The organism is Bacteroides finegoldii DSM 17565, assembly GCF_000156195.1.
Lineage (GTDB): Bacteria > Bacteroidota > Bacteroidia > Bacteroidales > Bacteroidaceae > Bacteroides > Bacteroides finegoldii.
The window spans coordinates 286,114-298,173 of the sequence record NZ_GG688319.1; the positions used below are offsets into that span (position 1 = coordinate 286,114).

Annotated in this window: 12 protein-coding genes and 4 pseudogenes; 7 read left to right on the top strand and 9 right to left on the bottom strand. The window is 44.1% G+C overall.

Annotation, left to right across the window (positions count from 1 at the left end; all coding sequences use genetic code 11):
* Positions 1-45: 45 nt before the first annotated feature.
* Positions 46-177, top strand: a pseudogene (locus tag BACFIN_RS14530) (choloylglycine hydrolase); the annotation flags it as partial.
* Positions 178-292: 115 nt separating this feature from the next.
* Here the strand turns inward: BACFIN_RS14530 and BACFIN_RS14525 are convergent.
* Positions 293-757, bottom strand: a complete 465-nt coding sequence (locus tag BACFIN_RS14525) for a MaoC family dehydratase (RefSeq protein ID WP_004308264.1) — start codon at positions 755-757, stop codon at positions 293-295.
* Between the two features lie 120 nt (positions 758-877).
* A pseudogene (locus BACFIN_RS23840) lies at positions 878-970 on the bottom strand (SGNH/GDSL hydrolase family protein); the annotation flags it as partial.
* 150 nt (positions 971-1,120) lie between these two features.
* Between BACFIN_RS23840 and BACFIN_RS14520 the strand changes: the two are divergent.
* A complete protein-coding gene (locus tag BACFIN_RS14520) occupies positions 1,121-2,806 on the top strand; it encodes an RluA family pseudouridine synthase (RefSeq protein WP_007750485.1) in 1,686 nt (561 codons plus the stop codon).
* Here the strand turns inward: BACFIN_RS14520 and BACFIN_RS14515 are convergent.
* From BACFIN_RS14515 to BACFIN_RS14505, 3 genes and pseudogenes are all read right to left on the bottom strand, one after another.
* Positions 2,803-4,164, bottom strand: coding sequence for an MATE family efflux transporter (locus BACFIN_RS14515; protein WP_007750498.1), 1,362 nt, complete (start codon positions 4,162-4,164; stop codon positions 2,803-2,805). The genes BACFIN_RS14520 and BACFIN_RS14515 overlap by 4 nt on opposite strands.
* 123 nt (positions 4,165-4,287) lie before the next feature.
* Positions 4,288-4,494: a hypothetical protein gene (locus BACFIN_RS14510; RefSeq protein ID WP_007750505.1), complete on the bottom strand. Its 207-nt coding sequence runs from the start codon at positions 4,492-4,494 to the stop codon at positions 4,288-4,290.
* Positions 4,495-4,572: 78 nt separating this feature from the next.
* A pseudogene (locus tag BACFIN_RS14505) lies at positions 4,573-6,079 on the bottom strand (TrkH family potassium uptake protein).
* Between the two features lie 253 nt (positions 6,080-6,332).
* On the opposite strand from BACFIN_RS14505, the gene BACFIN_RS14495 reads away from it, so the two are divergent.
* The 3 genes from BACFIN_RS14495 (at position 6,333) to BACFIN_RS14485 (ending at position 7,771) form a co-directional block, all read left to right on the top strand.
* Positions 6,333-6,632, top strand: coding sequence for a nitrous oxide-stimulated promoter family protein (locus BACFIN_RS14495; RefSeq protein ID WP_004304816.1), 300 nt, complete (start codon positions 6,333-6,335; stop codon positions 6,630-6,632).
* Positions 6,633-6,651: 19 nt separating this feature from the next.
* A complete protein-coding gene (locus BACFIN_RS14490; protein WP_004301977.1) occupies positions 6,652-7,383 on the top strand; it encodes an SDR family NAD(P)-dependent oxidoreductase in 732 nt (243 codons plus the stop codon).
* Between the two features lie 118 nt (positions 7,384-7,501).
* Positions 7,502-7,771, top strand: coding sequence for a zinc ribbon domain-containing protein (locus tag BACFIN_RS14485; protein WP_004320675.1), 270 nt, complete (start codon positions 7,502-7,504; stop codon positions 7,769-7,771).
* A 56-nt stretch (positions 7,772-7,827) separates the two neighbouring features.
* Here BACFIN_RS14485 and BACFIN_RS14480 read toward each other — a convergent pair whose 3' ends face one another.
* The 4 genes and pseudogenes from BACFIN_RS14480 to BACFIN_RS20580 all read right to left on the bottom strand — a co-directional run bounded on the left by BACFIN_RS14480 (position 7,828) and on the right by BACFIN_RS20580 (position 10,039).
* Complete coding sequence (locus tag BACFIN_RS14480) at positions 7,828-8,112, bottom strand: virulence protein (RefSeq protein WP_004301975.1); 285 nt, start codon at positions 8,110-8,112, stop codon at positions 7,828-7,830.
* Positions 8,100-8,318 (bottom strand): hypothetical protein, encoded by a 219-nt coding sequence (locus tag BACFIN_RS14475; protein ID WP_004301974.1) that lies wholly within the window; start codon positions 8,316-8,318, stop codon positions 8,100-8,102. Before BACFIN_RS14475 ends, BACFIN_RS14480 begins: the two co-directional genes overlap by 13 nt.
* Before the next feature lie 58 nt (positions 8,319-8,376).
* The gene (locus tag BACFIN_RS14470; protein ID WP_004320676.1) at positions 8,377-8,643 is read right to left on the bottom strand and encodes a GNAT family N-acetyltransferase; all 267 of its coding nucleotides are present in this window, start codon (positions 8,641-8,643) and stop codon (positions 8,377-8,379) included.
* An 82-nt stretch (positions 8,644-8,725) separates the two neighbouring features.
* Positions 8,726-10,039: pseudogene (locus BACFIN_RS20580) on the bottom strand (TIGR01777 family oxidoreductase).
* A 131-nt stretch (positions 10,040-10,170) separates the two neighbouring features.
* Here BACFIN_RS20580 and BACFIN_RS14465 point away from each other — a divergent pair.
* Both BACFIN_RS14465 and BACFIN_RS14460 read left to right on the top strand, forming a co-directional pair.
* Complete coding sequence (locus tag BACFIN_RS14465; RefSeq protein ID WP_007750517.1) at positions 10,171-11,151, top strand: lytic transglycosylase domain-containing protein; 981 nt, start codon at positions 10,171-10,173, stop codon at positions 11,149-11,151.
* Between the two features lie 38 nt (positions 11,152-11,189).
* Complete coding sequence (locus tag BACFIN_RS14460) at positions 11,190-12,059, top strand: ion transporter (protein ID WP_004304811.1); 870 nt, start codon at positions 11,190-11,192, stop codon at positions 12,057-12,059.
* Position 12,060 lies beyond the last annotated feature (1 nt).

Consider the following 12,060-nt stretch of genomic DNA (forward strand, 5'->3'; position numbering starts at 1 on the left):
TTAACTAGAAATTAAAATTATGTGTACAAGAGTCGTTTATTCGGAAAAGAAACAGACTTGTCGGAAGGAGCTCCGGTACTCAAATTATCTATCGCCAACGGTGAAACTTATCATGGAAATGCAACGAAAGAGTTTAAACCGGCACAGCCGTTCAGATTTATGGGAGTAAAAGGATAAAATTATCCCCGGAAACGATCCATCTGAAGCACATCCCAAAAGTTTTTGTATCTAACTTTTGAGACGTATTTCGATCATTTCCGGGGATAAAATCTGTTTCTTTAACAGCTTGCCATTAATTGAAATAATAAAGGAATACAGCAATTCCTTCCAACGCCTTCTTTGGTTGGTCTTTTATTTCGATAGCAAACTTGATTTCCGCTTTTGCCACACCACGCAGATTAGTCAGCGAGTGCAAAGTAGTCACCAGACGGATGCTCTGTCCTGACAATACAGCCTGACCGAATTTCATTTTGTCCATGCCGTAGTTAATCATCATTTTCAGGTTATTCACCTGAATAATCTGATTCCACAAATAAGGAAGCATGGATAATGTCAGGTAGCCGTGAGCAATCGTGCTATGATAAGGGCTGTCTACTTTAGCACGTTCCGTATCTACATGAATCCATTGATGATCCAGCGTTGCATCAGCAAAAAGATTGATACGTTCCTGCGAGAGTTCCACATAATCGGAAACACCTATCTGTTGGCCTACTAGTTTTTCGAATTCTTCGTACGAATTGATAATTACTTTTTCCATAAGTCTTATCGTTTTTATGGGGGTTATTTACTATTAAATTGGGGACAAAAATAGGAAAAATAAACTGATATGCCACCAAATTTATAAATAAAAGCAAGGAATGAAGTATTTAGGTATGTTTTACAAACCGGAAGCCCGTTTCAGTGCTTCTGACAAAATACTGTAACCCCTGCCATTCAAATGTAAATCGTCGAGAGTCAACTCCGGAAGTAAAGTAGACATCCAATGCCCAAAATGCCATGTGACTGTTGCCAAGAAAGGCAAATTTAGGTTTCTCTCCCATTCTATTCATGTTACTTCATTCGATAATTCACAGATTTACTTTACTTTTGCAAAGGTAATCACATTCATATATATAAACCGATGATACATTTTTTCAAGCAACCCATTTCTCACCTTGCGTTACCGGATAAATTCACTTATCCTTTCCACTATACGCCTCATCCATTGTGCGTGTTGGCAGCGGAAGAAGTGAAAGAATATATCGCGAGCCGAGAAGAATGGCAAGAAGAATTAGCTTTCGGAAAAATGTTCGGGGTACTGATTGTACAAAAAGAGAATAAACAAGAGACTGCAAAAAAAGAAGCAGTCAATGAAATTGGTTATCTCGCTGCTTTCTCCGGCAATCTGGCAGGGAAGAATCTGCATCCTTATTTTGTCCCTCCTGTTTACGACTTATTGCAACCGGAAGGATTCTTCAAAATTGAAGAAGAACAAATATCTTCCATCAATATCCGTATTCGTGAATTAGAAAACAATCGTTCTTATCTCGATTTAAAAGAAAAGTGGAAGACGGAAACGGAACAGGCTAAAGCAATTTTGAATCAGGCTAAGGCAGAACTCAAAGCAGCAAAGGAGGCGAGAGAGATTCGCCGCCAATCATCCTCTACCCTTTCCGAAGAGGAACAAGCCTCCCTGATCCGGGAAAGCCAATACCAGAAAGCGGAATACAAACGACTGGAAAAAAAATGGAAGAAACGATTGGAAGAACTCGAAACGGAAACGAGACACTTCGAGACTGAAATAGAACAACTGAAAACCGAACGGAAGGAACGTTCGGCAGCCTTGCAAAGAAAGTTGTTCGAGCAGTTCCGGATGCTGAATGCCAGAGGAGAAGTGAAAGACCTATACACTATCTTTGAGCAGACAGTTCAGAAAGTTCCTCCTGCCGGTGCGGGTGAATGTGCTTTGCCTAAATTGTTGCAATATGCGTATCTTCATCAATTAAAGCCATTGGCTATGGCTGAATTCTGGTGGGGAGACTCTCCTAAAAACGAAATCCGGCATCACGGATATTATTATCCTTCCTGCAAGGGAAAATGTGAACCTATTTTGCAGCATATGTTGCAAGGACTGGAAGTAGACGAGAATCCGTTGCTGAACTCCATCCATGAGGATGAAGAACTGGAAATCGTATATGAAGATGAATGGTTAGTGGTAGTCAATAAGCCGGCAGGAATGTTGTCCGTTCCGGGAAAGGAGGAGGACAGAGATTCAGTCTATCATCGCCTGAAAAAGAAGTATCCCGATGCTACCGGACCTATGATTGTACATCGCCTCGATATGGCGACTTCCGGATTATTGCTCGTAGCTAAAACGAAAGAGGTGCATCAACATTTGCAGGCACAATTTGCAAGCAGAAGTATCAAGAAACGCTATGTAGCCGTGTTGGATGGGGCAACAGCAACAGTAGAGAAGACAGCACTGCCGCCCGGAAGAACAGGAAGAATCGAACTCCCTCTCTGTTTGAATCCTCTTGATCGTCCCCGGCAAATCGTCAGTAGAGAACATGGGAAAGAAGCGATTACAGAATACCGCATCATCAGTGAATCAGAAAAACACATCCGGATTGCTTTCTATCCGTTGACCGGACGGACACACCAATTACGGGTACACGCCGCCCATCCGGAGGGTTTGAGTTGCCCCATTCTTGGGGATGAACTTTACGGAAAGAAAGCGGACAGACTATACCTCCACGCCGAATATATAGAGTTCCGTCATCCCATCAGCGGAAAGATTCTACGCATACAGAAAGAGGCCGACTTCTAAACAGTAACCGTACTTGTGAACACCTGCTTCTTCAACCTGCGATAAACGTAGATAAATGCCGGTACGAGGAACAAATCTGCCGCTATCCAAGCCATCGGATCACCGTAGCAGACAGCAATAAAACCGAATACCGGTACGGCATAGAGACTGACAAGAATACGAGCAATCATCTCCGCCACTCCGGAGAACATGGCAAGATTGGTAAAGCCTACTCCCTGAATGGTATAACGCAAGATGCACAACAAACCAAGCATTGGGAAGAACATACAGGAGACATGCAGGAACAACTCGGTATCCAACAGAATTTCCGTTTCCGACGGATCTACAAAGATCAATGCAAAATATTTAGCTCCCACCATCAGAAGAACGAATGTAAATGCCGCATAAACGATCATCATCAAAGCACTCGCCTTAATTCCCAACCAGACACGCTCCGGTTTTCCTGCCCCATAATTCTGTCCGCTATACGTAGCCATCGCAATTCCCAGACTCTCGAACGTGCAGATAAAGAACATCTTGATGCGCATAGCAGACGTAAAAGCTGCCACACACGCTGTTCCCAATGCATTATTCGCACTCTGAAGCATGATGCTGCCGATAGCCGTGATAGAAAACTGCAATCCCATAGGCACACCAATGTAAAGCAGCGTCTTAGCCAGTTTCGACTGGAACCGGCGTTCTTTCGGAGTACCTTGCAATATTTCAAACTTCCGGTACATATAAATGTAGCAGAGAACAGCCGACAATCCTTGCGAAAAGACAGTAGCAATAGCAGCTCCCGCCACTCCCCAGCCAAGTACCAAAATACAGAACAAATCAAGAATGATATTCAGAACAGCCGCAAACAGCAGAAACCAAAAAGGCGTCTTACTGTCTCCCAACGCACGGATAATGCTCGAAAGAAGATTATAGAAGAAAGTACACGGCACACCAATAAACGTGACAAGCAAATAAGCATACGCCCCTTCGAAAATATTCTCCGGCGTACGCATGATCCGAAGAATATCCTCACATAAAATACAGGTGAGAAGAGCAATCACCACAGACATTCCCGCAGCCAGTTTCAGACTGACGGCCACATAACTGCGCATCGTACTGTAATCCCGCGCCCCAAACTTCTGCGCAACGGGTATTCCGAAACCTCCGCAACATCCATTGCAGAACCCGAGAATAAGAAACACCACCGATGTGCTAGCTCCAACAGAAGCTAACGCGTTAATTCCTAAAAACTTTCCTACAATTGCAGCATCAACAAGCGAATACGTTTGTTGCAACAGATTGCCGAGTAAAAGCGGCAGCGTAAACTTTAAAATGAGAGGTAATGCCGGCCCTGCCGTCATTTCTTTAGAAGTTGCCATACGTCTATGTTCTAAAATCGGATGCAAAGATACGGAAAATTCAATGAATTAGTTCTTGATTTGCGTTCCTCTTTTAGTTGACATAAATCAAAAAAATCAGTATGAGAGCATGAGTCTCCCGGTCTATCGTTTCACCAACCGTTTAGGTGAACCATGCCACGAGCATCCCAGGCAGAAGACTTCTGTCAAATCGAACCCCTCCATCGAATCTTCCGGATATTTGGGAACAACTTCACCATCTTCGAGCACATAAACCAGCAGCCTGTCACCCTGTTCATTCTTCACATACATAGCTGCAATCTTGCATTGCGGACACAATAACTTTTTCATGCTGCAAAGATACAGATTGTTTCCGTCAACCACAAACTCTTCCAACGATGTTTCAGAAGCCCGTTCATGATTTACAGTTTATCTATTCTTCCAGAATCCCGGATAAAACAACAGGAGTACACTAAACAATTCCAGACGTCCCACCAGCATCAGAAAAGAAAGTATCCACTTTGCCAGATCAGGTAAAGAATTCCACGAATATGCAGGCCCGCAAGTTCCCAATCCCGGACCGACATTGCCTATACTCGAAATAACCGTACTGACGGACTCGGAAAAGCCAACTCCCAAAAACAAAAGAGCCGTCCACCCAATCAGGATCAGAACCAGATAAAAAGCAAAGAAAATCAATACGGTAGTTACAATAGAAGAAGACACCGTCTGCTTATTGATACGTACGGGAAGCACGGCATTCGGGTGGAGCAGATGTTTGAACTCATTCCGAATGGCACGTGCCACAATCAGCAACCGCATATTCTTGATACCTCCACTGGTAGAACCCGTACACCCTCCCGAAAGCATCGCAATAAACAACAGTAACCACGTGAAAGGAGGCCACATATTATAATCATCCGTAGCAAAACCGCAGGAAGTATGCACCGTAGACACCTGGAACAATGCTTTCCGGAAAGCCAGTTCCCAGTCATAATGATTTTGAAAGACGAGCGCCAACGTGATAAGAAAAGTCAAGATACCCACTGACGCCAGAAACCAGTGCAGCTCTTCATCTTTGAATAAACGACCGACTTTTCCTTTCAAACACATCAGAAACAAAGAGAAGTTGATACTGGAAACAATCATAAAGATAGCCACCACATATTCTATATACGGAGAATTCCAGTAAGATATACTGTTCTGCTTGGTAGAATATCCGCCCGTAGCAGTAGTGGCAAACGACTGGCAAATGGCATCAAACAAGCTCATGCCCCCAAACATCAATAAGACAGTTTCCGAAACTGTCAATACCAGATAAATTGTCCACAACCACTTGGCCATGACATTGATTTTCGGATGGGTACGGTCGTGCGTCACTCCCGTAGATTCAGCAGAGAAGAGTTGCACTCCTCCCGTGGTAAAGATAGGAAGAATGGCAATCGTGAAAAACACAATCCCCAAACCACCGATCCACTGCGTCAGGCTTCGCCAGAAAAGCATACCGTGGGAAAGGGATTCAATATCATCGAGAATAGTAGCTCCTGTAGTGGTAAACCCGGACATGGTTTCGAAAAAGGCATTGGTTATCGTATCAATGCTTCCGCTAAAATAAAAAGGAAGCATGCCGAAAAAGGTAAAAAACAACCCATGAAAGAGTGACCACACAATATCCGTCTCTCCGGCTCATCTTATTCTCCGCTCCCCGTCCGTAGAGCAGTAACAATCCGCCTACCACAGCATTGATGATACAGGTGTAAAGAAAGTATTTATAATCACTTTCCCCGTAACCAGCCGACACTCCGGCACAAAGTAAGAACATCCCCAATTCGATGAATAGCAACATACCCAGCACGCGCCCTATCATCTTCCGGTTAATCATGCTATTATTCTTACTCCGAATATACAGACTGTTATCTGAAATGTACTCTTCCATAACTCATGAATTATTTTGTATGTTCCCCTCATAGCCAAGAGTATGCCAAAATGAAAAGGATTCTGATAATTAGCTTGTAATCAATGCATTTATTTTTTTTCATTTTAGAAAAAGTAATCTCTAAACACCCTACCAAAATGAAAGGGTGCTTTTCAAAATAGAAAAAAGAAGAAGGTGTATTTTAACAGAATACGCCTGCATTTCTGCATAATCTTCGCTATCTTTGTCATTCCAAAGTGTAAAAAAGAAAGAGATGAAAGCATCACGCATTGCGCACGAAAAGAAAACGGTAGAGTTGATGATCCGCCTCTATTGCCGGAAAAAAGAAAAAAATACAATTCTTTGTGCCGACTGTGAAGAGTTGCTCCGCTATGCCCACGCACGTCTCGACCATTGTCCGTTTGGAGAGAAGAAGAGTGCATGCAAAGAATGCACCGTACATTGTTACAAACCCGTCATGCGCGAACGAATGCGACAGGTGATGCGTTTCTCCGGACCGAGGATGTTGCTTTATGCACCCTGGCAGGCCATACGACATTTATTGAACCTATAACTTACTAAAAAAATCAGTAATGAAAAAAGCCATTATCATTGGCGCTACCTCCGGCATCGGACAAGAAGTTGCAAAATGTCTGTTACTGGATGGATGGCAAATCGGAGTAGCCGGCAGACGGCAATCCGCTCTCGAAAACCTGCAACGGGCAGCACCGGATCAGATTCAAATTCAAGCGTTGGACGTAACCCAGGAAGATGCAGGCGAGAAATTGAATATGCTCATCGACAAGGTGGGCGGCATGGATTTGTTTCTTCTTAGCTCGGGCATCGGTTTCCAGAATACGAATCTGAACATGGAGGTGGAGCTGAACACAGCATACACGAATGTAGAGGGATTTATCCGCATGGTGGATACCGCTTTCATCTATTTCAGGAAAAGCGGAGGCGGCCACCTGGCAGTCATCAGTTCCATCGCGGGAACGAAAGGACTTGGAGTGGCTCCTGCCTACTCTGCCACCAAACGCTTCCAGAACACTTACATAGATGCTCTCGAACAACTTTCATATTTACAAAAACTGAATATCCGTTTTACTGATATCCGTCCCGGATTTGTTGCCACCGACTTGCTCAACGACGGGAAACATTATCCGCTATTGATGGATGCAGCGAAAGTGGGACGTCACATCGCCTGGTCACTGGAGCGGAAACAACGGATAGTAGTGATCGACTGGCGCTACCGGATACTGGTCTTTTTCTGGAAAATGATTCCCCGTTGGATGTGGAAACGGCTGCCCGTGAAAACCAATTAACACCAAAAGCAAACCAGGAAAGAAATAAATGAATAAATAGCAAGACCAGACTACTTCTTTTCCAATATTTCTACTTACATTTGTCTTGTAACATAAACTTATAATCTAACAAAAAAAGATGGAACAAAAATTTTGTCAAAGTTGCGGTATGCCGATAGACGACTCAACTTTTGGAAAAGAAACGGACGGTAGCAAGAACGAAGATTATTGCCACTATTGCTATGCGGACGGACATTTCACGAAAGAGTGTACCATGGACGAGATGATCGAGCTTAATCTGAATTATCTGGATGAGTTCAATAAAGACTCGGAAGTGAAATACACAGTGGAGGAAGCACGGAAAACGATGAAGGAGTACTTTCCACAGTTGAAGAGGTGGAAACAGTAATTGAGAAATAAAAGGAGCTTTCAGGCATGAATACATATTCAGACCTGAAAGCTTATCTACTTATTTTCTTTTATAAAATCCGTAAAGTTCGACCAGTCTTCTACACGAAACGCACGAAGATCACGAACTGACGCCTGAAACCAAGGAATACGTTTCAATGCGTCAATTGCACGAAAAAGATTTGCCATATCAGTTTTCTCTGTTAGATATACACTACCCTGCGTATTATAAAACTCATACTGACGCAACACTTTATTTATTTCAAAATAGGCATTGTTATAAGGCTCTCCATAATTGGCACGTAGGTCTGTAATGACCATATCAAAGGCTATTGCATACATACATTATCCTCATTTACAGGAATAAAATATTTCTGCTCACCAAAGAAAATACGGTTAAATTTATCACGAATCGCTATAACTAAGCCTTTGAACGGATTATGTTCAATATCAATTACTGTACCCTCTATCCATTCATCGAGTCCCGTTAACCTAGGATCCACTTTTACCTTTTCACCTTCTTTTATCATAACACTATTTTTCTTCATTGATTTCCAATTACAAAGATAATATTATTTCCTTTTCCGACGAATCAAAAGCGAGTATTTAACCATTTATTTCCGGGTGTCTTTCCAACCACTTCACTGCATAAGAGCATGTTGCTTTCGGCTTCATCCCGTTAGCTAATGCATAGGCGTAAGCAGCTTTTACCAAGGCAGCGGCAATCCCCCGCCCTTCAATGGGTTGTGGCACAATTGTGTGGATAATATCAAGAGAATCACCTATCAGGCGATATTGTACAAAGGCGGTGCGACCGTCTACTTCTGTCTTGAACAATTTTTGTTCGGGCTGATGAATAATTTCGTAATTCATAATTGCTGTTGTTTTAAAGTTGTCTCATTGTTCGTTAAGCACTCCGGCAAAATAATCTTAGGTTATCAGGCGCAGATTGCGATCAGAGTTGCTCGATCCACTTCAACTGGCTCGTATCGTATCCACGACGTTCGGCAGCGGTGACGAGTTTCTTCTTGATTTCTTCCGGCAGTTGGGGTGTACGGCTTAGTATCCAGAGATATTTATCAGTACTGCTGCCTATCAGGGCATAATTGTAATTCTCTTCATCCAGTTCCAAGACATAATAATCAGAATAGAAACTAAGGAAGAAAGACACTTTCAGTTTGCCCGGCTGTGCGGGATCGGGTATTTTGGCATGTCCGTTGGCAGTCTTGCAGATGTCGTAAGGAGAATTACGTTTGCATCCCCGGTTCTCCACACGAATCATGCCGTCGGGACGGAGCGTGTAAGTAGCCGTGACGTCTACAAGTCCGTATTCAAAGCGATTCTCGTAGCGGGCTATTTCATACCAAAGTCCCATATACCGGTGCAGGTCGAGAGAGGTAACCGTACTATGGTCCGTACCTCTGAAAAGACGTCCGACATTGGGAATGGAAAAATGAAATCCCGCCTCCGTCAGACGCGTTGGGCGAACTCTCTGGCCAGCAGTCAGGAAAGATGCCGCTTCACCATATAAGATACGGAAAATTCGTTGCGGAGCTACCATCGTTGTCCATGCCCGATAAGCCTTTCCCATCGCACGGGTGAAAGCATATTGCGAAATCTGCTGCGGAGCAACCAGATTATATACCCCATGTGTCTCTTCGTGAGTGATAAAGAACTCCATTGCACGGCAAAGATCCCGTATCGATATCCACGGAAAAGCCTGCGTACCGGGACCGATGGCAGTGGCTATCTTGGTAGCTTGCAAAGGGCGAAGCATCTGCTGCATCGCTCCCCCGTCCAGAGAAAGCACTACGCCGAAGCGTGTAATAACGAGCCTTGTAGGTTCGGGACAGTGTTTCGCTTCCTTTTCCCACGCATAGCAAAGATCGGACAGAAAACCTTCTCCACGGGTACGGGTATATTCGTCCACCTCCGCTTCCGAAGGATAATAACCTACGGCAGAAGCCGAAATCATCAGTTTCGGTTTCGTTTTGACTGCGTTCAAAGTGCGGATAATACGATTGGTTACGACAATACGACTGTTGAAAAGCTCCTGTTTATATTCCGGTGTCCAACGTTTATTGATAGGTGCACCTGCCAGGTTGATGACAACATCACAATGGGTCAGTGTCTAAATCAAATAACCGGACATACCTTCGCGAAACATCGACCTTCCTAGAGGAATGATCCGATGTCCGCCCTTTTCTGTAAGATAATTAGAAAGATGTTTACCTATATATCCGGTAGCTCCGGTCATTGCTATATTCATCTTGATTCGTTGTTTATTTTAACTCTATTAGAAAAACGTATAAAATGCAAGAAAAGTTCTTTGAAAAAAGCAAAATGAGGTTATCTTTGCAAGATAGACGTAAACATTGAAGCATCCAAAAAGGTTATAAAATGAAAAGACAAATGAAAATCAACTATATTCTTACACTTATATTAGTATTTTGCATCGGTGCTTCCATCCCAATATTGACAGGCAGCAGCCAAGTGAACGAACAACATTCCGCCAAATCGGAAGTGCCTTATTGTGTCACTCCGCCTACTGTTCCCGCACAGGTCACCTTCGACGGGGAAACGATTGACCTCCGGCGCTATGACCGCCGCGAACGGATGGACCGCGAGATGATGGCCTTCACCTATATGCACTCCACCACCATGTTATTAATCAAGCGTGCCAACCGTTACTTCCCCATCATCGAACCGATACTGAAAGCAAACGGTATTCCTGATGACTTCAAATACCTGATGGTCATCGAGAGCAATCTGAATAACATCGCACGTTCTCCGGCAGGAGCAGCAGGTCTATGGCAATTTATGCCTGCCACCGGACGGGAATTCGGGCTGGAAGTGAACGATAACGTAGACGAACGCTATCATATTGAAAAAGCAACCGTTGCCGCCTGCAAATACTTCAAACAGGCGTATGCCAAATATGGCGACTGGATGGCTGTCTCCGCCGCCTATAACGCCGGACAGGGACGCATCTCCTCCCAACTTGAAAAGCAGTTGGCAAGTCATGCCATGGACTTATGGCTGGTAGAGGAAACTTCCCGCTACATGTTCCGCTTGCTGGCAGCCAAAGAGATATTCAACAACCCGCAACGTTACGGATTCCTCTTGAAACGGGAACATCTGTATCCGCCTATTCCTTATAAAGAGGTAACCGTCAACACTTCTATCGACGATCTGAACGAGTACGCAAAATCACAGGGAATCACCTATGCCCAACTCCGTGATGCCAACCCCTGGCTGCGCGACACTTCATTGAAGAACAAGACCGGAAAGACATACATTCTCTATATTCCTACACAAGAGGGAATGTATTACAACCCGCAAAAGACCATTGCCTACAATAAACAGTGGGTCATCGACTAAAAAGACTTTTTCTTTAATTCCGACCAAGCACTATTGATATGAAACTGAAAGAAAGAATCCATCGTTTTTTACATGACGAGAAACTGAAACGAAAGTTATACGTCATCATCTTCGAATCGGACACCCCTGCCGGGAAATTGTTCGACGTGATTCTTATCGCCTGTATTCTGGTCAGCGTATTGCTCGTCATCATCGAAAGTCTGAAAGGACTTCCCACCTATCTGACGACTCCGTTCGTCATTATGGAATTCCTTTTCACCGGCTTCTTTACTTTCGAATACCTGACGAGGATCTACTGTTCACCCCGTCCCCGGAAATACATATTCAGCTTTTTCGGTATCGTAGACTTACTGGCCACGTTGCCTCTTTACATCGGTCTGCTCTTCCCGGGCGCCCGCTATCTACTCATCATCCGTGCCTTCCGCCTGATACGTGTGTTCCGCGTCTTCAAGCTTTTCAACTTTCTGAATGAGGGGGAACGGCTGCTCACTGCCTTGCGTGAAAGTAGTAAGAAGATTGCAGTGTTCTTCTTGTTTGTCGTCATTCTGGTGACTTCCATCGGAACGCTAATGTATATGATTGAAGGAACGCAACCCAACTCCCAGTTCAACAATATCCCGAACAGCATCTATTGGGCTATCGTCACCATGACTACCGTAGGTTATGGAGATATTACTCCCGCCACCGGCCTCGGAAAATTCCTTTCCGCCTGTGTCATGCTGATCGGTTACACGATTATTGCCGTACCCACAGGTATCGTATCTGCCTCCATGATGAAAGAGTATAAACGCAGGAGAGACAAAGAATGTCCCAACTGCCATCGCTCCGGACACGAAGATAATGCAGAGTTTTGCAAATATTGCGGTCACAGCCTAAACCCATCCGAAACCAAAGCGGAAGAGAAATAAA

What these genes read in the sequence shown, in the direction of transcription:
- BACFIN_RS14490 (WP_004301977.1), top strand. Translation starts at nt 6,652, where the DNA reads ATGAAAAAAGCCATTATCATTGGCGCTACCTCCGGCATCGGACAAGAA.
- BACFIN_RS14485 (WP_004320675.1), top strand. Translation starts at nt 7,502, where the DNA reads ATGGAACAAAAATTTTGTCAAAGTTGCGGTATGCCGATAGACGACTCA.
- BACFIN_RS14525 (WP_004308264.1), bottom strand. Translation starts at nt 757, where the DNA reads ATGGAAAAAGTAATTATCAATTCGTACGAAGAATTCGAAAAACTAGTA.
- BACFIN_RS14460 (WP_004304811.1), top strand. Translation starts at nt 11,190, where the DNA reads ATGAAACTGAAAGAAAGAATCCATCGTTTTTTACATGACGAGAAACTG.
- BACFIN_RS14470 (WP_004320676.1), bottom strand. Translation starts at nt 8,643, where the DNA reads ATGAATTACGAAATTATTCATCAGCCCGAACAAAAATTGTTCAAGACA.
- BACFIN_RS14465 (WP_007750517.1), top strand. Translation starts at nt 10,171, where the DNA reads ATGAAAAGACAAATGAAAATCAACTATATTCTTACACTTATATTAGTA.
- BACFIN_RS14510 (WP_007750505.1), bottom strand. Translation starts at nt 4,494, where the DNA reads ATGAAAAAGTTATTGTGTCCGCAATGCAAGATTGCAGCTATGTATGTG.
- BACFIN_RS14515 (WP_007750498.1), bottom strand. Translation starts at nt 4,164, where the DNA reads ATGGCAACTTCTAAAGAAATGACGGCAGGGCCGGCATTACCTCTCATT.
- BACFIN_RS14520 (WP_007750485.1), top strand. Translation starts at nt 1,121, where the DNA reads ATGATACATTTTTTCAAGCAACCCATTTCTCACCTTGCGTTACCGGAT.
- BACFIN_RS14480 (WP_004301975.1), bottom strand. Translation starts at nt 8,112, where the DNA reads ATGTATGCAATAGCCTTTGATATGGTCATTACAGACCTACGTGCCAAT.
- BACFIN_RS14495 (WP_004304816.1), top strand. Translation starts at nt 6,333, where the DNA reads ATGAAAGCATCACGCATTGCGCACGAAAAGAAAACGGTAGAGTTGATG.
- BACFIN_RS14475 (WP_004301974.1), bottom strand. Translation starts at nt 8,318, where the DNA reads ATGAAGAAAAATAGTGTTATGATAAAAGAAGGTGAAAAGGTAAAAGTG.